Source organism: Sorangium sp. So ce381 (assembly GCF_051473845.1).
In the GTDB taxonomy this organism is placed as follows: domain Bacteria; phylum Myxococcota_A; class Polyangia; order Polyangiales; family Polyangiaceae; genus Sorangium; species Sorangium atrum.
This window is the reverse complement of the sequence record NZ_CP150336.1, coordinates 11,734,212-11,752,878: the sequence shown is the minus strand read 5'-3', so window position 1 is coordinate 11,752,878 and position 18,667 is coordinate 11,734,212. Positions and strand designations below refer to the sequence as shown.

Annotated in this window: 15 protein-coding genes; 12 read left to right on the top strand and 3 right to left on the bottom strand. The window is 73.3% G+C overall.

The genetic code is table 11. From position 1 onward, the window contains the following. Nucleotides 1-106: 106 nt before the first annotated feature. On the bottom strand, nucleotides 107-2,533 hold the full coding sequence (locus tag WMF29_RS44040; RefSeq protein WP_437326023.1) for a Kelch repeat-containing protein: 2,427 nt from the start codon (nucleotides 2,531-2,533) through the stop codon (nucleotides 107-109). Nucleotides 2,534-3,220: 687 nt separating this feature from the next. On the opposite strand from WMF29_RS44040, the gene WMF29_RS44035 reads away from it, so the two are divergent. From WMF29_RS44035 to WMF29_RS43980, 12 genes are all read left to right on the top strand, one after another. Beyond that, complete coding sequence (locus WMF29_RS44035) at nucleotides 3,221-4,081, top strand: hypothetical protein (protein WP_437326022.1); 861 nt, start codon at nucleotides 3,221-3,223, stop codon at nucleotides 4,079-4,081. 195 nt (nucleotides 4,082-4,276) lie between these two features. Further along, nucleotides 4,277-4,774 carry a DUF2505 domain-containing protein gene (locus tag WMF29_RS44030; protein ID WP_012240946.1) on the top strand — a complete coding sequence of 166 codons (498 nt, stop codon included), beginning with the start codon at nucleotides 4,277-4,279 and terminating at the stop codon, nucleotides 4,772-4,774. Next, entirely contained in the window at nucleotides 4,771-7,443 is a 2,673-nt protein-coding gene (gene sppA, locus WMF29_RS44025; RefSeq protein ID WP_437326021.1) for a signal peptide peptidase SppA, read from the top strand. Before WMF29_RS44030 ends, sppA begins: the two co-directional genes overlap by 4 nt. A 4-nt stretch (nucleotides 7,444-7,447) precedes the next feature. Next, the gene (locus WMF29_RS44020; protein WP_437326020.1) at nucleotides 7,448-8,446 is read left to right on the top strand and encodes an ABC transporter ATP-binding protein; all 999 of its coding nucleotides are present in this window, start codon (nucleotides 7,448-7,450) and stop codon (nucleotides 8,444-8,446) included. A gap of 30 nt (nucleotides 8,447-8,476) precedes the next feature. Continuing rightward, a complete protein-coding gene (locus WMF29_RS44015; RefSeq protein WP_437326019.1) occupies nucleotides 8,477-9,130 on the top strand; it encodes a hypothetical protein in 654 nt (217 codons plus the stop codon). Further along, nucleotides 9,123-10,286 (top strand): glutamate 5-kinase, encoded by a 1,164-nt coding sequence (proB, locus tag WMF29_RS44010; protein ID WP_437326018.1) that lies wholly within the window; start codon nucleotides 9,123-9,125, stop codon nucleotides 10,284-10,286. The genes WMF29_RS44015 and proB overlap by 8 nt, the downstream gene beginning before the upstream one ends. Nucleotides 10,287-10,516: 230 nt before the next feature. Continuing rightward, nucleotides 10,517-11,053, top strand: coding sequence for a hypothetical protein (locus WMF29_RS44005; RefSeq protein WP_437326017.1), 537 nt, complete (start codon nucleotides 10,517-10,519; stop codon nucleotides 11,051-11,053). Between the two features lie 323 nt (nucleotides 11,054-11,376). Then, a complete protein-coding gene (locus tag WMF29_RS44000) occupies nucleotides 11,377-12,204 on the top strand; it encodes a trypsin-like serine peptidase (RefSeq protein ID WP_437326016.1) in 828 nt (275 codons plus the stop codon). A gap of 72 nt (nucleotides 12,205-12,276) precedes the next feature. Then, entirely contained in the window at nucleotides 12,277-12,915 is a 639-nt protein-coding gene (gene lepB, locus WMF29_RS43995) for a signal peptidase I (RefSeq protein ID WP_437326015.1), read from the top strand. A 225-nt stretch (nucleotides 12,916-13,140) separates the two neighbouring features. Beyond that, a complete protein-coding gene (locus tag WMF29_RS43990) occupies nucleotides 13,141-14,199 on the top strand; it encodes an FHA domain-containing protein (protein WP_437326014.1) in 1,059 nt (352 codons plus the stop codon). A gap of 30 nt (nucleotides 14,200-14,229) precedes the next feature. Further along, nucleotides 14,230-16,053 carry a DUF2169 family type VI secretion system accessory protein gene (locus tag WMF29_RS43985; RefSeq protein ID WP_437326013.1) on the top strand — a complete coding sequence of 608 codons (1,824 nt, stop codon included), beginning with the start codon at nucleotides 14,230-14,232 and terminating at the stop codon, nucleotides 16,051-16,053. A gap of 26 nt (nucleotides 16,054-16,079) precedes the next feature. Next, complete coding sequence (locus WMF29_RS43980) at nucleotides 16,080-16,631, top strand: DUF3540 domain-containing protein (protein ID WP_437326012.1); 552 nt, start codon at nucleotides 16,080-16,082, stop codon at nucleotides 16,629-16,631. A gap of 23 nt (nucleotides 16,632-16,654) precedes the next feature. Here the strand turns inward: WMF29_RS43980 and WMF29_RS43975 are convergent, their stop codons facing one another. Together WMF29_RS43975 and WMF29_RS43970 are read right to left on the bottom strand one after the other, a co-directional pair. Continuing rightward, nucleotides 16,655-17,692, bottom strand: a complete 1,038-nt coding sequence (locus tag WMF29_RS43975; RefSeq protein ID WP_437326011.1) for a hypothetical protein — start codon at nucleotides 17,690-17,692, stop codon at nucleotides 16,655-16,657. 42 nt (nucleotides 17,693-17,734) lie between these two features. Next, on the bottom strand, nucleotides 17,735-18,667 hold the full coding sequence (locus WMF29_RS43970) for a S41 family peptidase (RefSeq protein WP_437326010.1): 933 nt from the start codon (nucleotides 18,665-18,667) through the stop codon (nucleotides 17,735-17,737).

The following is an 18,667-nucleotide window of genomic DNA, read 5'->3' as shown; positions in this document are numbered from 1 at the left end:
TCAAGGATGGCATGAACCTCGATGACATTGAGCTGTTCTCAGCCAACGCGCCCGGCGGGCGATCATGCCGGGCGCGCGAGCGGAGCAAGCCCCTGGAGAAGACGTTCTATGCGGCGTCGCGAGGGGGCGGCGCACGGCGGGCCCGCCTGCAGCGCGCGCCGAGGAGCATCGCGAGCCCAGCGGCGACAGGCTGCCAGTCGGAGCTCGAGCCCGCCGCGCTGCAGCCGCTGCTGGAAGGCGGGGTCGTGCTGGAATCGACGTCGCTCGCGCCGGCGCTTCCCGCGCTGGTGACAGCTCCGCTGTTGCCTGTTCCGGCGCCCCCCTCGCCAGCGTCAGCGCCTCCTGCGCCAGCGTTGGCGCCGCCATTGCCGGCGCCAGCGCCTCCAGCGCCAGCGACGGCGCCCCCCTCGCCACCGCCGGCGCCCCCTGCACCAGCGTTGGCGCCGCCATCGCCGGCGCCAGCGCCTCCAGCGTCAGCGCCGGCGCCGCCCTCGCCACCGCCCCCCTCTCCAGCGCCGCACTCCGCGCTGCTCGATGGATCTCCGGCGCACACCCCGGCGTCGCAGGAATCGTCGAGCGTGCACGCGTCGCCGTCGTCACACGGGACGCCGTGGGCACGCGTGCACACCCCGTCCGCCGTGCCCCCCGCCGCGATGGAGCAGGCGATGCACTCAGCACCGCTGCACGGCGACGCGCAGCACACGCCGTCCACGCAGATCCCGCTCGCGCATTGCGTGGCGGTCGAGCAGGGCGCGCCGTTCATCAAGGGGTCGCTGGCATACACGACGGCGCTGTCCGTGCTGAGGCCCTCGCGCGTCGACCAGAGCCACGTGTACCCGCCCGCCACGAGCACGTCGCCGTCATCGAGCGACGTGGCGGAGTGATAGCCTCGCGGAGCTGGGATACTGTCGCTTGGTGACCACACGTTGGTGACCGGATCGTAGAGCTGGACTCGATCGTAGGTGTCGTGGGCGTGCTCAAGATAGAGCGAACTGCAGCTGGTCCCTCCCCAGGGGTCCGCATAGTAGATCGCCTCGATGCCTCCGCTGATCATGACCTGGCCGCCGGGGAGCCGCGCCGCCGCCTCGCCGAGCACGCCGAGCCCGGTCACGTAGGTCCAGTCATCCCACGAGCCCGTCGCGGGCGTGTCGCCCCACTTGCCTGGCGCCGCGGTCCACGCGTCCACAGCAGGATCGTAGACCTCGGCGGCGCCTGCGAGGCCCGTGACGAGCACGCGTCCGTCGAGGAGCAGCGTCGCCGTCAACCAGCGAGCGCCGTCACCGAGCGGCGCCGCGGCCGACCAGGTCGCTGTCGCCGGGTCGAAGATCTCGACGACACCCGCGACCGCCCCGTAGGTGCCGCCCGTAACCAGCACGCGTCCATCGAGCAGCCGCGTGGCCTGGTGAGCGGCGCGGGCATTCAGCATGGGGGGTCCTGGGGCCCACGTGTCGGTCGCCGGGTCGTAGGTCTCGGTGCTCTCCGTCGCCGCAGACCCGGCCCTTCCTCCGGTGAGGAGGACCCGCCCGTCGTCGAGCAGCGTGGCCGTGGGTCTCGACCGCGACACCGATGGTGCCGATGCCGCTCGCCATGCATCGAGCGCGTCATCGTAGATCTCGGCGCTCGTGCCCCCGTCCTCTTCGCCGATGACCAGCACCCTCCCGTCCGCGAGGCGTGTCGCGGTGTGAACGCCGTGCACAGCAGCCATCGGCGCCGCCGCAAGGAACGCGCCCGTCGCGGGATCGTAGATCTCCGCGCTGCCGAGCGGCGTCGTCGAGAAACTCGGATTGCAAGTGAACCCCTCGTCCACGCCCAGGAACCCCCCCGCGATGAGGACCCTGCCGTCCTCCAGCAAGGTCGCCGTATGCTCGGCGCGCGACGTGATCATCCTCCCGGTCGCCACCCACAGCGGGTCCACCAGCACGGCCTCCTCCGGCGGGGCGTCGACCCAGAGCGAGAGCGTCGAGCCCTCGGCGTCGAGGCGCGTCGAGACCCTCCGGCCCCCGCGCGCGAAGGCCGACGGCGCCATCACGGCGAGGCGCGCGACGCCGGCCTCGTCGGCGAGCTCGATCGCCGCGCCGCGCCGCCGCAGCGTCGCGCCCTGAACGGACCACGCGGCAACGGGCGCGTCCGGCCGGAAGGTGCCCGGTCGGAGGAGGAGCCACTCTTCGTATCCCCCGTGCGCCGCCGTCCAGAAGGAATACCCACCTTCGTGCGCATAGGCGACGGCATCTCCGCCGGTGATCTCCCGAGTCCCCACGAGCCGTCCGGCGCCGAGCCCCCTGCGCTCGCGGACGCGCACGTGAAAGCCGTCCGGCAGCTCGATCCGGATCTCCTCGCTCCCGCGCTCGGGCAGGTGGACGACGAGCCCCCGCGCCGACGAGCCGCTGCCCGGCGCGGCCTCGCCGGGCGCCGTCGCCGCGGAATAGCCGAGCTCGCCGCGCGCCAGGGCGCCGTCGGCAGCGAGCACCAGCCCGGCCTGCTCCGGGAAGAGGGCGCGCAGCTCGGCCTCGGCGGGGTCGAGTTCGTCCTGCATGCCGCTCGCGCAACCGGAGGAAAACACGGCAGCGGACGCCATGAGGCAGAGCCGGAGCGCGGTCGAGAGCCCCGCGCCGCGGCGGCGAGCCGGCGCGGCGCAGGGCCGCCGCAGCGCGCGCGCCTCGGGCTCGCGGGAGCGGGGCGGGCGCCGCGCACCGCCAGGTGACGGGCCGCCGGTGGGAGATGGAGACGGTCGCACGGCGGGCGTGGGGCCATCGAAGCGATGCATATAGCCGCTTCGATGCGCCCGCTCGGCCGGCATTCACGCCGGGCACGGGCTCGACGTCACGGCACGCTCCACGCGCGCGCCGGCCACGCGCTCGATCGCGGCGCCGCCGCACGCGCGCTCAGCCGCTCCATGCATACGTGAGGCTGGCCCGCGGGTCGGCCTTGGTAACGATGGCGCTGAGGTCGAGTCCTGGCGCCACGCTACGCCTGGTCGCCGACGCAAGGTATCTGGAATTCGCGACCACCTATGTCCGCATGCACCCTCCGTGTCAACACCCGCTCGATTACAGTCGATTACAGCACCCCTCCCTCTCCTCTCCTCGCCGGCCGCGCCTCCCCCGGTGTCGCGCGCATGGCTGCTCGCAGCAGGATTCAGGCACCTCATCGCGCCAAACGTCCTTGACAGCCACTCTCGATACGCAACCATCCTCCGGTACTTCTCAACCAGGAGGGATTCATGCCCCCGAGACGCATCATCGCGAACACACTCGAATCCACGTCTTCCAAAGCCAGGTCGTCCAGCAGGACGCCGGCAGCAAAGAAGAAGCGCCCGGCCGCGACGACCCACGACCCCACCACCGACGAGGCGCTCCTCGCGCTCGACCCGGGCTACGCGTCCCCGCCCGATATCCCCCTGAGCGTCGCCGAGCGCGAGCTCACCTCCCTGACGCGCCTCGCAAGCGCTCAGCAGGCGCGCCTCTCGAAGATCGGTATCGCCGCAGACAAGGTGGATCTCCTCGCGCGCTTCGCGCGGCGGCTCGGCGCGATCGAGAAGGCGTGGCAGAAGGCGCGCGGCGCCGTGAAGCTCACGTCCGCGCAGCGGAGGCTCCGCGACGAGGCCGAGGCGCTCGACGCGAAGCTCGTGGCCGGCGGCCGCTGGGGCTGCCGGAACGACGACGCCGCCCAGGCCGAGCTCTCGCGCATCGCCGAGGGCTCCGGCCTGGCGGACACCATCCAGGACCTGCGCGATCTCGTCGACTTCTGGGCCGACCACGAGGGCTCGCTCGGCGTGACCGATATCACGAGCAAGGATCTCCAGAGGGCCAACGCGCTCGCCGACGCCCTCGAGGACGCCGCCGCCAACGAGGCCTCGGACGCGAGCGCCGCGCAGGCGCTCGAGCTCCGCAACCGCGCCTTCTGGGCCGCCGACGAGCTCGCCAGGGAGATCCGCGAAGGCGGCCGCTACGCTTTCCGCGATCAGCCCAAGCTCGCAGCGAAGTTCGTCTCCCGCTATCGGGCGAGCGTGAAGCGGCGCTCCCACCGGAAAGCCACGGCCACCGCGCCCGTCACCATCCCGGAGCCGGCCCTGGAAGTGTAACCGGCCACCGCGCAGCCCGATCCTCCCACGCCCGCGCTCGATCCTCCCACGCCCGCGCTCGATCCTCCCACGCCCGCGCTCGATCCTCCCACGCCCGCGCTCGATCCTCCCACGCTCGCGCTCGATCCTCCCACGCTCGCGCTCGATCCTCCCGCCCCGCGCCGGGTCCTCGAAGCGGGCGTGTTACAAGGCCGCGTGCACTTCACCATCTCGCACGAGCTCGACGCGCCCCTCGACGCCGTGGAGCTCGCCGTGCTCTCGCCGGACCTCGGGCCGCGGCTCGCCACGCGGGTCGCCTCCCTCGAGAGCGTCGTGACCGTCGAGCACGCGCTCCGCGACGGCGAGCTCCTCCGCGTCCTGCGCTTCCAGGCGAGCGCGCCGCTGCCGATCTTCCGGAGCTACCCCGTCGCGAAGGACGCCATGTCCTGGGAGGAGCGCTCGACCTACCGCCTCTCGGACCACGCCTCCACGTGGCAGGTCAGCCCGAAGGAGCAGTGGCGCAGCTACTTCCGCTCGGCGGGGACATACCGGCTCGAGCGCCTGCCCCAGGGCCGCACCCGCCGCCGCGTCGATGGCGACATCCAGATCCGGCTGCACCTGCTCGGCCCGCTCGTCGAGCGCCTCGCCCTCGCCGAGGTCCAGCGGACGTACGACGCGGAAGCGGATACGCTCCGGGAGCTCATCCGCGCATGAACAACCTACCCCGCCCCCGAAGCCTCGCCCGCTCCTCGCGCCCCGCCCGGCTGGGGCGGCTCGCAAGCATCACTCACCCCGCCAGCGTCACCGCCGCGCTGCTCGGCCTGTGCGCGGGCCTCTGCGCGCTCGCCGGCGCGACCGCCGCGCGCGCCGCGCCGGCCGATGGCCCCTCGCAGCCGCTCCCCGATCCCGGCAAGCCCGTCGCCAGCAGCGACGACACCTCGGCCATCGCGGTGAACCCCGCGAACCTCTCCTTCCTCCCGGGCACCGAGCTCCGGTGGACCTGGGTCCACACGGGCTCCGCCTCGCCGCTGCCCGCGCGTGGCCACTCGATCGCGCTCGGCGTGCCGCTCTGGTACGTGTCGACAGGCCTGCGGCTCGACTTCCTCGACCCGCCCGACGGCGCGCCGGCGCCGTTCGACAGCCCGTCGCGCTGGGTCCGCTGGGGGCTCGCCCTCGACACCGGCCCCACCTTCGCCTTCGGCACGACGCTCGGCTGGGGCAGCTCCGACGCGCCGGCGCTCGACGGGTACTTCTCGCTCACGAGCGGCGTCACGCTCCGGCCCTCCACCTGGCTCTCGCTCTCGGCCGTCGCGCGCGACTGGAACCGCCCCGAGAACCGCCTCCGCGAGGCCATCGAGCGCAGCTACGACTTCGGCGTCGCCGTGCGGCCCGTGGGCGGCAGGCGCGCGCTCGAGATCGGGCTCGAGACCTCCTACGTCGAGAACAGCGACCCCGACGAGAGCGGCGCCTGGACGCCCCGGGCGACCCTCGGCCTGCGCGTGCCCTACGTGGGCACGCTCCGGGGCGACGTGACGCTGCGCGACCTCACGGCCGACGGCGGCCCGAAGATCGCCGCCATGGCGGGCCTCGACGTCAACGTCGACGAGCTGCAGGTCTCCGCCGGCGGCGTCTTCGGCAACGCCATCACGAAGAGCGGCACCGGCTTCTACGCCGGCGTCGCGCTCCGCAGCTTCTCCGAGCGGGGCGTCCAGCTGCCGGCCCGCGTCGTCCGCGTCCGCCTCGACTCGACCCCGGGCGTCCGCAGGCATACGCGGCTCCTCCAGCAGCTCTGGCGCCTCGCCGAGGACCCGGAGGTCTCCGGCGTCGCCCTCGTGCTCCGCGCGGAGCCGGCCAGCTCGCTCGCCCACGCCGAGGAGGTCTCCGACGCGATCCGCAACCTGAGGAGCCACGGCAAGAAGGTCCTCTGCCACCTCGAGGACGCCGGCGGGCGCTCGCTCCACGTGTGCTCGAGCGCCGACGTCATCGCGATGAACCCCGCGGGCGGGCTGCGCTTCGCCGGCATGTCGTCGAGCTACTTCTACTTCGGCGGCCTCCTGAAGAAGCTCGGCGTGCAGGCCGACATCGTCCGCATCGGCGCGCACAAGCTCGCCGCCGAGCAGTTCGCGCGCGAGACGAGCACCCGGGTCGGCAACGACGACCACCAGGCGCTGCTCGATCAGCTCAACGACGCCTTCCTCGCCGAGGTGAGCGCCGGGCGCCGCATCCCCGCCCCGGAGCTCGAGCGGCGGATCGCGCGCGGGCCGTTCCTCGCCCAGGAGGCGCGGCAGAGCGGCCTCGTCGACATGCTCGCCTACGACGACGAGCTCGGCCGCGTCATCGACGAGGTGATGGGGCGCGCCTCCCGCGTCGTCGACGACGATCCGCCCGACGAGGCGCCCGAGCGCTGGGGCCGCTCGCCCAAGGTCGCGCTCGTCTACCTCGACGGCGACATGATCGACGGCGAGAGCCGGTCGATCCCGTTCGTCGGCGTCAAGCTCGCCGGCTCGTACACCGTCGCGGGCGCGCTGCGCCGCGCGCGCGAGGACCGCAGCGTCCGCGCCGTCGTGCTCCGGGTCGAGACCGGCGGGGGCTCGACGCTCGCCGCGGACGTCATCCTGCGCGAGGCGATCCTCACGGCGCGCGTGAAGCCGCTCATCGTCTCGATGGGCTCGTCGGCCGCGAGCGGCGGTTACTACGCGTCCGTCGCCGGCGCCCCGATCTTCGCGAGCCGCTCCTCGATCACCGGATCCATCGGCGTCTTCTACGGGAAGGTCGACGTCACGGGGCTCCTGGAGAAGCTCGGCGTCAGCATCGAGACGTTCCGCTCGTCGCCCCGCGCCGACGCCGAGTCGCTCTACAGGCCGTACACCGACGACGAGCGCGAGCAGCTCGGCGTCAAGGTGAAGCAGTTCTACGACCGGTTCGTCGCCCGCATCGTCGAGAACCGGCACATGAAGGCCGAGGAGGTCGACGCGCTCGGGCGCGGGCAGGTGTGGACCGGCGCCCAGGCCCTCGAGCGCCGGCTCATCGATCGCCTCGGCGGGCTCCGGCAGGCGATCGACGAGGCGCGCCGGCTGGGCCAGCTGCCCGACGACGCGCCCGTCCTGTCGCTCCCCGAGGAGGACACGTCGCTCCTCGGCTACGCCCTCAGCCTGGTCGGCTTCTCCGCGCAGGCCCAGGGCGAGCTGGCGAGGGCGAGCATCCCGCCCGTGATGCTCGACGCCGCGCGCGCCCTCACGCCGTTCTTCGTGTTCGGCGCGGACAGGCCGCTCGCGCGCAGCGAGTTCGCCGGGGAGATCTCGTTCGGCGCGCCCGGCACGGCCCGTGAGGACGAGCCCGGAGGATCCGCGCCGCCCGCGTCGCCCGCGTCGAAGGAACGCTGAGCCGATGGAGCAGCTCGAGCCCGCGTCGCCCAGGACCGCCGAGCCCGCGGAGCAGGCCGGGCCCGCCGCGCCGCCGCTGCTCCACGCCCGCGCGGCGCGCATCGCGGTGGACGACGTCGTCGCCATCGACGCGCTCACCGCGGCGACGCGCGGCGATCGCGTGCTCTGCGCCGGCGACGCCGGCGCGCTCTTCGCGGCGCTCACGGGCGTCCCGTTCTCGTCCCTCCGGAGGCCGGCGCAGGCCGGCGCGGCGGACGACGCGGGCGACGCGGCGCCCGGCGAGGCGCGCGTCGTCGCCGGGCGCCTCGAGGTCGCGGGGCGCGACGTGGCGCGCTCCGCGCACCGCGCGGCGAGCGGGGCGGCGCCGCTCGATCCGCCGCTGCCGCTCGCGTGGACCGCGGACGCCTACGTCGGCTGGGGCGCGCGCCTCGCGGGCGCCTCGCCGCGCGCGGCGGCCGACATGGTGGCCCCCGCCCTGGCCCGCGTCGGCCTCGCGGCTTCGCGGAAGCGCGCGCTGAGCGCGCTCGCGCTGCCCGAGCGCCGCGCGCTCGTCCTCGCCCAGGCGATCGTGACCGCGCCCGCCGTGGTGATCGCCGAGGATCCGCTCGTCGGCCTCGACGGCGCCGCGGCCGCCTTCGTCCTGGCCGCGCTCGCGGGCGCCACCGAGGGCCGCGGCGCGCTGCTCACGGCGGCGCGGCTCGACGTCGAGGGCCCGCGGGGCGCCCTGGTCCGCGGCGCCACCGACGTGCTCGTGCTCGCGGGCGGCGAGCTCGCCTTCTCGGGCACGTTCGCGGAGATCGCCGCCGGGAGCCGCCTCTACGCCGTCACCGTCCGCACGAACGCGGAGCTCCTCCGCGAGGAGCTCGCCGCCCGGGGGATCGCGCTGCGGGGCGGGCCGGTGCGCTTCGCCGCCGCGCTGCCCGAGGGCGCGACCACCCGCGACGTCGTCCTCGCCGCGACGCGCTGCCGCGCCGCGATCGTCGAGCTCACCCCCCTCTTCTGACCTGCCGGCCGCCGTAGTACCGTGCGCCCGATGTCATCCGAACCCGCCGCGAACAAGCCGACCGCCGCTCAGGTCACCCCGGGCGGCCCGCCTCCCGGAGGTCGACTCGCCGTGCTCACCGCCTTCGCGGTGGGCGCCTCGTGGATCCCGGTCCCGGTGCTCCCCGCGCGCATGCTGCTGCGCATCCGCGGGGCCATCGTGCAGGACACCGTCGCCCGCCACGGCCTCAGCCTCACCACCGACGCGCGCGCGCTCCTCGTCGAGCCCGGCTCGGAGCAGACCCCGCTCCGCAAGGCCGCGCAGCTCGTCACGAAGGAGGTCCTCCGGCGGCTCAACCCGGCCCTGGCCCTCGCGGCGGCCGCGCGCGGCCTGGAGGTCTACGCCCTCGGCCACCTCCTGGACCGCTACATCACGCGCTTCCGCCGGAGCACCGCCGTGCGCGTCCACGCCGAGGAGGCGCGCTGGGTCCGCGACGCCGTCGATCGCGCCGTGCGCCGCGCGCTGTCCCCGTCGCTCCAGGCGAGCTTCACCGTCCTGCCGAGCGGCACCGAGGACCTGCGCGACGAGTTCACGCGCTGGATCGACGCCTTCCTGCTCGCGGGCGCCTCCGTCCCGGAGTACATCGAGCGCCGCCTCGACGCGGCGTTCGACGAGATCGCCGCCGCCGGCCTCCCCAATGACTGACACCGAGGACCGCACCGCCACGAAGGGCGGCGCCGCGGGCCGCCCCGCGGCCGACGCCGCGCCGGAGCTGGATCCGCAGGCCGCGCGCGCCGCGCTCCGGCGCTGCCGCCGCATCATCGTCAAGATCGGCTCGAAGAGCCTCTCCGGCGACGCCTGGGACCGGCTCGCCGCCGAGGTGGCCGCGCTCCGCGGCCGCTCCGGCCGGAGCCTCGTCATCGTGTCGAGCGGCGCCATCGCCCTCGGCGTGGCGAAGCTCGGGCTGAAGTCGCGCCCGAAGGACATGGCCTGGCTCCAGGCCGCCGCCGCCGCGGGCCAGAGCGTGCTGATGCAGCGCTACGAGGAGGCCTTCGGCAAGGTCGGCCTGCTCGTCGCGCAGGTGCTCCTCACGCACGCCGACCTCGCGGACCGCACGCGCACGAACAACGCGAGGAACGCCCTGGCCGCGCTGCTCGAGGCGGGCGCCATCCCGATCATCAACGAGAACGACGCGGTCGCGGTCGAGGAGATCAAGTTCGGCGACAACGACCAGCTCGCGGCGATGGTGACCCCGCTCTGCGAGGCCGATCTCCTCATCCTCCTCTCGGACGTCGAGGGCCTGCTCGACGGCGACGGGCGCCGGGTGCCGTTCGTGCGCAGCGTCGCCCGCGAGGCGCGGCACCTCGCGGGCGCGTCGACCTCCGGCGTCGGCACCGGCGGCATGGCCAGCAAGGTCGAAGCCGCGCGGCGCGCGACGCTCGCGGGCTCGCACGTGGTCATCGGCGCCGCCCGCGAGGCGGGCATCATCACGCGCATCGTCTCGGGCGAGGACGTCGGCACCCTCTTCGCCGCCGTCCCGCAGCGGCTCAGCGCGCGCAAGCACTGGATCGCGTACACGCTGCGCCCGCGCGGCGCCATCCTCGTCGACCGGGGCGCCGCCGAGGCGATCGGCTCGAAGAACCGGAGCATCCTCGCCGTCGGCGTCCTCGGCGTGCGCGGCACCTTCCTCCCGGGCGACGCCGTGGCCGTCGTCGACCCGGACGGCACCGAGATCGCGCGCGGGCTCGCGCGGATGTCCGCGAGCGACGCCGCGCGCACCGCGAGGAAGAAGCGCGAGGAGGCCGGTGATGACGACGTCGTCGTCCACCGCGACGACCTGGTCGTGCTCCCGAGCGAGTAGCCCCGCGACCCCGGCCGCCCTGTAGGTGCGCCGGCCACCCGGCCAATGCCCGGGCCGACCATCGGGCCAACCTCTGATTGCGCGTGATTGCGCGCCGCTCGCGCTTCGCGGGAACCTTCGCGCCGCCCCGCTGTCGCTTGGGTTTACCGCATGTTACCGCACGCGACTGCCCGTCACCGCCGGCCGCCGCCGACGGCCGGGGGTCCCTGCCGGTTCCTGGAGGTCGGGTGATGCGCATCGGGTTGTTCGTCGCGAACGGCTTGGTTCTCGCGGGGGTCGCCTGGACGATCGGGCTCGGGCCGAGCGTCCGGGCGTCGGAGCTCCTGCCGTCGCGCGCCGCGGCGGGGGCCGACGAGCTCGCGGCGCTCGAGGCCCGCTACGCCGAGGGCAGGACGCCGGCCAGCGTCACCGCGCTCGCCGCCGCCTACCTGGAGCGCGATCAGCCCGGACTCGCCTCCTCGGCCCTCGACGCGGCGCCCGGCGATGTGCGCGCGCTCCCGGAGGCGGCGCACCTCTCGGCGCGGGCGCTCGTCCACCGAGGCCGCGTCCGGGACGCCCTCGCCGCGGCCGAGCAGGCGTCGGCGGCCTGCGCGGCCGGCGCCTGCCCCGCGTGGCTCGCGGCGAAGTCCGAGCACCAGCGCGCCTTTCTCGAGCAGCTCGTCGCCGCGGGCGTCGAGGATCCGCAGGTCGACGCGGCCGCCGCCCGCGCCGCGCTCGACGCCTACTCGCGCAGCGCGAGCCAGGTGCGCCTCGTCGCGGTGCGCTAGCGCGGCGCGGGGAACATCGGCGCACGCGCGAACGTAAGCGCAGGCGTAAATGTACAAGGCAACTACAACAAGGCGGCTACAAGGCGGCCAGACGACGGGACGCCCGATGCGATCGGCGATCGTCGAGGCCGTATCCAAGCTTGGAAACCCTGTCGTTGTCGAATGACGGTCACCGCCTTATGTCGTAGTCTTTGGCATTGCTCGGCGCGTTCGTACCGGGGGCGCTGTCCGAGAGAACAACCGGTTGCGCTTGGGAGGGTCTCCCTCAGGTGGAACAGCCGCAAGCTCGCACGCTGGGCGCCCTTGCGACCGCAAGGTCAGGGTTGTACCGACGCGGCGCCGCCGTGGTGATCGCGCTCGCCCTCACCGTGGCCGCGGGCTGTGCGCGGCCGATCACCAACGCGGGGCTGCCGATCCCCGCGGCGAAGCCGGGCATGGAGCAGCGCCCGCTCGAGCTCCGGCCTCCGTTCGAGCTGGCGACGAACGAGGACGCGATCGTCCGGATCGTCACCGACGTGACGTGCACGGGGACGCTCATCACCGAGGACCTGGTGCTCACCGCGCACCACTGCGTCGCGGCGCGGGACGACAACGGCAGGACGCTGCGCCGCGATCAGGATCCCGAGGCGATCTCGATCGAGCTCGGGGGCGACCACCTGCCGTGGGGCGACGTGACGGTCCGCGCGGTGGTGTCGCCGGACTGCGGGTACACGTCGGGCGAGGGCGACATCGCCATCCTCGTGCTGTCGCGGCGCCTCGTCGGGATCCCGACCCTGCCGCCGCGCATCGAGGGGGAGCCGGTGTCCAGGGAGCAGGTGACGCCCTACGGCTTCGGCCGCTGCGCGCTCTCGCGCGACCCGATCCACCTCGCGCCGCGGCTGGGCGGCACGATCGACGCCGTGAACCCGGGGCAGTTCGTCGCGATCGCCTCGATCTGCCCCGGCGACTCCGGGGGGCCGGCGCGCAGCGATCGAGGCGGCGACGTCGTCGGCGTCATCTCGTCGAGCGTGATGGACGGTGACGAGCACACCACCGGGACCTCGTATTTCAGCCGCCTCGACGTGTGGCCCGAGCTGTTCTCCGCCGCCCGCGAGATCGCGGCGGGCGCGAGCCCGAGCGAGCTTCCGCCGTACCGGGGGTGCCTGCGTTGACGGCGCCGCGGCGCCTTCAAGCTGCGCTTGCCCGACGCCCGCGGCCGGAGCTGCGCTAGGCTGCGCCGCTGCATGCGGAAGCTGTTCAACGGGCTGCTCTGGATCCTGGGAACCCTGCTGTTGCTCGGCGTCGTGCTCCGCGCGCTCGTGCTCGACGTCTGGAAGGTGCCGAACGACCCGATGCTCGGCGCCTCGCTCGCGCCGAGCATCGCCCCGGGCGACGTGGTCGTCGTGCTGACGCGGGGCACGCCCGGCTTCGGCGAGCTGGTGCGGTGCCCGGATCCCGAGGCCCCTGGCAGCCACATCGTCGGCAGGATCGCGGGCTTGCCGGGCGACAAGGTCGAGGTCGACCACACCGTCCTCCTCGTGAACGGGCAGAGCTACGACCCCGAGACGGCGTGCGCCGAGCCCAAGGTGAGCATCACCGACCCGGCCACGGGCAACCCGGTGCAGCTCTCGTGCGACATGGTGATGATGGGCCCCGGCCTCCACGCCCGGGCGACCGGGCGCAGGCCCCCGCTCGAGCGCCGCCACCGCGTCGAGGTGCGGCCCGACACGGTCTTCCTGCTGAGCGACAACCGGAGCTACCACGACGACTCGCGCGACTACGGCCTGCAGCCGCGCGCCGCGTGCAACCAGCGGATCGTCTTCCGGCTCTGGGGCGGCGCCGGCTGGAGCGACGACCGGCGCCGCTTCACCTTCGTGCGCTGAGCAGGGCCGGTCGTCGACCTGGCCGGCGCACCTCGAGCTTGACCCCTCCGCTGATCGACGTCTAGAACCGTGTCTCTCTCCACCCGGGTCGGGGATCGAGCGCCAGCAGCGGCCCGGGTTCCCGTCCTGGCTCGCTTCATCGGTCGGAGGTCCGCCACGGCGGCCTTCCACTGGCGCGGGTCGGAGAACCGCGATCCGCGGTCCTCCAATGCACCGAGGAGACGTTTGCACACCGAGCAGAACGAGATTGGCATCGTCTGTGGCCAGTGCGACCTGTGGAGCCCGATGGGCACCGCGCGTTGCCCTGAGTGCGCGAACGACTTGGCCCTGTTCACGCCGCGCCGGGCGAGCTCGACGACCACGCCGGCCCGGCGCTCCCCGACGCCCGCGGCCGGCAGCGCGGGCGCCCGGCTCGACCCGACGAGCGCGCGCGGTCAGGGCCGGGGCCCCAAGACCACCTCGTCCAAGAGCGAATTCGCCGAACTCTCCCAGGAGGAGCTGATGGAGCAAGCCCGTAACTACGTCTGCCGTTCCTGCTCGAGCGGTGTCCCCTCGGGCCACAAGTTCTGTGGGAGGTGCGGAACGGCGGTCCCGCCCGAGATCCTCAACGCGCAGACGCTGTTCTTCGGGGACATGCAGAACCCGGCGAAGGCGAAGCTGATCCTCATCCGCGGCGAGGGCATGGACGGCCTCTCGTTCCACCTCAAGGCGGAGCAGCACATCGTCGGCCGCAACGGGCAGCTCGTCTTCCCGGACGACCCGTTCGTCTCGCCGAAGCACGCGAACTTCTTCTACCGCGACGGCAAGCTGGTGGTGCGCGACGAGGGCTCGCTGAACGGCGTGTACATCCGCGTGCGCGGCACGATCGACATCACCCCGGGCGACACGTTCCTCGCGGGCGAGCAGCTCTTCCGGCTCGATCCGACGCCGCGCGCCTCCGACGGCCAGGATCCGGACGGGACCTTCTTCTACTCCTCGCCGAAGCACCCGAGCCCGTTCCGCCTCACGCAGGTGCTCCAGGGCGGCGCGGTCGGCATGACCGTCTGCGCGCGCGGCACCTCGCTGCAGATCGGGCGCGAGGGCGGCGACCTGAACTTCCCCGTCGACCTGTACATGTCGGGCTCGCACTGCCGGCTCGAGGAGCACAACGGCAAGTTCACGCTGACCGATCTCAACAGCCGCAACGGCACCTACGTGCGCATCAAGAGCGAGCGCGAGCTCGCCCACGGCGACTACCTCTTCATCGGCCGCAAGCTCCTGCGCGTCGAGCTCAACACGAACTGACGCTGGCCCGCGGGCGCGGCGCCCTCGCCCATGACCACCGCGCGTCCTGCCCTCGACGTCCTCCGCGCCGGCCCGGTCGCGGCGGGCGCGACGCTGTGGCGCAGCCGCGGCCAGCTCCATGTGACCCTCGTCGCCAAGGCCACGTTCGCGATGGTCCCCGGCGGCGAGGCGCGGCGTATCGAGCCGCTGGAGATCGTCCGGAGCGAGGTCTACACGCGGGGCAACCCGATGAAGCCGCTGCTCGCGGCGAGCGAGCTCGCGCCGTGGCTCGGGCGCGCCGAGGTGGTGCTCACCGGGCACGCGTGGGCGCCGGGCGGGGCGCCGGTCCGGCGGATGGCGGTGCGGCTCGCGCTCCTGCGCGCGGGGGCGGCGCTCGTGGACAAGAGCCTCGAGGTCGTGGGCGATCGGGCGGGCGGGGCGGCGGCGGGCGCGCTGCCCGAGCCGTTCGTGAAGATGCCGATCGAGTACCAGCGCGCGTATGGCGGCCCCGGGGAGCCGGAGAACCCGCTCGGCGTCGGCGCCGGCGCCGACGAGCGCGCAGGCGGCAGCGCGCTGCCCAACCTGCTGCCGCTGGGCGGGGGGCGCGCGCCGGTGGGCCTCGGGCCGATCCCGCCGATCGTGCCGAGCCGGACGCGGCTGCTCCGCGGGCTCGCGCGCGCCGAGCTGGAGGGGATCGCGTCGATCCCGGACGATTTCGACTGGTCGTACTTCCAGTCCGCGCCTGCGGATCAGCGGTTCGATCGGGTGCTCGGCGGCGAGGAGATCGTGCTGGAGGGCCTGAGCCAGCACCATCCGACGCTGGCGACGCGCCTGCCGGCGCTGCGGGCGCTCGCGACGATCCTCCTGCCGAACGGCGCGGCGCGGTGGCTGCCGCTCGTGGGCGACACGCTGATCGTGCAGCCCGACGCCGAGCGCTGCGCGGTGGTCTTCCGCGGGAGCTTCCAGGTGGCCTCGGAGGAGGTGCTCCCGGCGCTGCGCGCCGCGGTGGGCGTGGAGGTGGGGGACGAGCCGGTGCCGTGGCCGGACCTCAGCGAGGCGCCTGCGGGCGCGCCGAGCGCGGCGGGCGCGGCCGCGGGGGAGAGCGCGAAGCGGACGGACTGGAGCTCCACGGTGCGGCTCGGCGAGGACGACGTCGTGGATGCGCCGGTGAGCGTCGCGGGCGGCGCGGCCAGGCGAGAGCCGGTGCGTGACGGGGCGCACCCGCTCGAGGGCACGTTCCCGCTCGATGACACGTTGCCGCCGGCGGGGAGCGAGCGGAGGCCGCGCGAGGCGCGCACCGTGCCCCTGCCGCCCGTGAGGGTCCGAGGCCCGGGCCAGGACGACGCGGTGAGCGCGCCGTTTCCGATCGCGCCTGCCGGGGCGCGTGGCGAGCGGGAGGGCGGCGAGCGCCCGAGCGCGCCGTGGGCGGCGGGCGGCGCGGCGGCGGTCCCGGCGATCGCGTCGCCGCTGGAGGGCACGATCGAGCTGAGCGAGCCGGAGGCCGCGCCTGCGCCTGCGCAGACGGCACCATCGCTAGCGCAAGACATCGCGCCTGCGCCTACGCCCATGGAGATCGCAACGCCTGCACCTGCGCCCACGCAGGCCGCCGCGCCTGCACCTGCGCCCACGCAAGCCGCCGCGCCTGCACCTGCGCCCACGCAAGCCGCCGCGCCTGCACCTGCGCCCACGCAAGCCGCCGCGCCAGCGCCGGTTGCCGCGCCCGCGCGCGCCGCCGAGCCGCTGCCCGCGCCGGCGCGCGATCCCGAGGTCGAGCGTTCGCCCGAGCCGCGCGCGCCGGCCCCGGCGCCGTCCGAGCCGAAGCGAGAGCGGCCCAATCTCCTCGGCAGCCTGTACAAGCGCTTCCGCAAGGACTGAGCCGGAGCGAGGATGGAGGGACCACCATGTCGGAGGGAGCCGTGGTTCGAGAGCGCGCCACGTCCACGCGCGCCGAGGAGTACCTGGGGCCGGCGCACGTGCTGGAAGCCCGCGGCCAGGCGGTGGTGGTCGAGCTGCCGGACGGTGAGAGCGCAGAGGCGACGATGGCGCTGGCGCTCCCTTACGCGCCGGCGGTGGGTGACGTGCTCCTCGTGATCGGCCGGGGCGCGCGCTTCTATGTCATCGGCGTCCTGCACGGGACCGGCAAGGTGACGCTGGAGCTCCAAGGCGACGTCGACGTCCGGGCCGCGGGCGGGGCGCTCAGGCTGTCCGGGGACCGGGGCGTCGAGCTCCGGGGGCCGGAGGTGGACGTGTACGGCGACAAGGTGCGGGTGTTCGCGGGATCGCTGGTGCAGAAGGCGGCGTCGCTCGTCCAGCGCGTGACCGACCTGTTCAGCCTGCACGCGCGCGAGAGCCACACGGTGGTGGACGGCTCGGCGACGACGAAGGCGAAGAGCGCGACGGTGCTGACCGAGGAGACGATGACGATCAACGGGAAGGAAATCCACCTCGGCTGATGCGCGGGCTCGGCCACGGTCCGTTACGACATGAGCCTTCGTATCTTACCATCTGGATCGAACAGTTCGACGATATCCTTGTGCCCGACCTCGAGCGCGCGCTCTACGATGTCGAAACGCATCCCCGACTCGATCTCGGATGCGGGGTCGGATTGTGCGAACAGCGCGAGCAGCTCCTTCCTCGCCGCCTCCACGTCGGCATCGCTCTTCACAGTATAGCGCTTGATCATATAGTCCTTGAGCTCGCGATCCGGCAGGACGATCATCGGGGGATTGCCACCGCCTACGGTGATATGGCTGTTTCGGCCCACGTCGTAGAAACGCGTACTGATCTGACAGAGCACCTGGCTCAGGACCTCCGGCTCGTCAGCGAACGCTTGTCGGAGCGCCGTCTCGACGATGGCCAGCGAGCTCTCCCGCTCATCCGTGCAGAACAGCACGATCTCGGATCCACTGTCGGCGAACGAAGGATTGTCGAGCTGGAATCGGATCATGTTGGCATAATCCCAGATGTCCTGCGCGAAGAGCGCCGGGTTGCTCGTCGCGTCTGCATGGAGGAGCAAGGCTTCCCCGGTCGTCGGAGAGTACATCGCGAGCGCCGTGCATGTAGAGAGGTTCATGGTGTACATGAGATCTCTGCCGAGATGAGCCGGCTTATTCTGGTCCACATATCGGCCCAGCCGGCGCAGCGTGCCGATGTTCATGGATCTCGCAACCCGGTCCGACCTATCGAAGTTCCGCGCAGGTATCGGCGGCAGCTCATCCCGATAGTATCGCCGCGTCGCAGCATCGTCGAGCGCCGCCCGCTCCATGAGCGTCCCGGCGGGGCGCTGGAACCGCTCCACCACCGGGGGAGTCTGCATCACAGGAGGGCCCCGGCGCTCGCCGGTGGAGCTCGTCACGGAATGCGACGGCGAGGAGATGCTGCTGTTCGTGGTAGTCGCCGCTCTACCGCCCCTTCCCACCGACCTGTGGAGGGGTCGTGACGTATCGCTGGGGCTTTCCTGGGCATTGCCTCTGTTTTTTTTCTTGGGCTTCGGCTGGAGTTGATTCTTCTTCACCGTGGGCTCCGCGCGTGACGCTGCGTCCTGCTATCCGAGATCTCATTCTACGGATGGCTGGACCCCCACCCTCTGCACCTCCGCCCCGCCCGGCAGCGTGACCCGCACCGCCGCCGCCATCCGCACGCCCTCCTCACTCGCGCATAGCGAAAGCCCCACCGCCTTGCCGTACGTCCTCTCCCCCGCGATCCCCGCCCGCCCGTGCGCCTTCAGGCACCCCGCGAACAGCTCCGCGGCCGAGGCCGTCCCGCGGTTCACCAGGATCGTCACCGGGACCGTATACGGCTCCTCCTGCCGCGAGCGATGGACCACCTCGTCCCCATCGCCGTCCGTCACCGTCGCCACCACGCTCCCCGCCGGCAGGAAATCCCCCGCCAGCTCCACGAACGCCCGCAGCTCGCCTCCCGGGTTGTCCCGCAGATCGATGACCAGCTCCCGCATCCCTTCGGCCTCGAGCGCGCGCATCGCCCGGTACACCAAGGCCGGCAGGTCTAGCGAGAACACCCGGATCCGGATCACCCCGATCCCATCGCCCAGCAGCGCGTGCGCCACGTTCTCCGCGCCCGGGAGCACCTCCTCCGGCGCCGCCGCGCACGTGTAGAACACGTTCACCGCGCTCGGCACCAGCACCGCGCCCACCGCGTTGTTCCCGGCGTTCCCGGTCGTGGGACAGGTGAGGTTGATCGCCGGCAACCCCTCGATGATCACCTTGGAATTGCCCGCCACATACGCCCCGACATCCATGTAGAGCGGGTGCGCCACCCCGGGCTCCATCCCGAAGGTCATCGGGATGGTCGTGCCGAGGTTCAGCGCGTTCATCATCGACACCTTCACCTTCACCGAGAAATTCACCGCCATCGCGTTGAGCGCGAAGTTCGGGTACGGGATCGGCACCACCACCGGCCCCACCGGCGTCAGGCACACGTCCGGAAACCCGATGTTCATCCCGGCGCCGTTGTTGCTCGCAGGCAGCAC

What these genes read in the sequence shown, in the direction of transcription:
- WMF29_RS44020 (WP_437326020.1), top strand. Translation starts at nt 7,448, where the DNA reads ATGGAGCAGCTCGAGCCCGCGTCGCCCAGGACCGCCGAGCCCGCGGAG.
- proB (WP_437326018.1), top strand. Translation starts at nt 9,123, where the DNA reads ATGACTGACACCGAGGACCGCACCGCCACGAAGGGCGGCGCCGCGGGC.
- WMF29_RS43985 (WP_437326013.1), top strand. Translation starts at nt 14,230, where the DNA reads ATGACCACCGCGCGTCCTGCCCTCGACGTCCTCCGCGCCGGCCCGGTC.
- WMF29_RS44005 (WP_437326017.1), top strand. Translation starts at nt 10,517, where the DNA reads ATGCGCATCGGGTTGTTCGTCGCGAACGGCTTGGTTCTCGCGGGGGTC.
- WMF29_RS44035 (WP_437326022.1), top strand. Translation starts at nt 3,221, where the DNA reads ATGCCCCCGAGACGCATCATCGCGAACACACTCGAATCCACGTCTTCC.
- WMF29_RS44015 (WP_437326019.1), top strand. Translation starts at nt 8,477, where the DNA reads ATGTCATCCGAACCCGCCGCGAACAAGCCGACCGCCGCTCAGGTCACC.
- WMF29_RS44040 (WP_437326023.1), bottom strand. Translation starts at nt 2,533, where the DNA reads ATGCAGGACGAACTCGACCCCGCCGAGGCCGAGCTGCGCGCCCTCTTC.
- sppA (WP_437326021.1), top strand. Translation starts at nt 4,771, where the DNA reads ATGAACAACCTACCCCGCCCCCGAAGCCTCGCCCGCTCCTCGCGCCCC.
- lepB (WP_437326015.1), top strand. Translation starts at nt 12,277, where the DNA reads ATGCGGAAGCTGTTCAACGGGCTGCTCTGGATCCTGGGAACCCTGCTG.
- WMF29_RS43980 (WP_437326012.1), top strand. Translation starts at nt 16,080, where the DNA reads ATGTCGGAGGGAGCCGTGGTTCGAGAGCGCGCCACGTCCACGCGCGCC.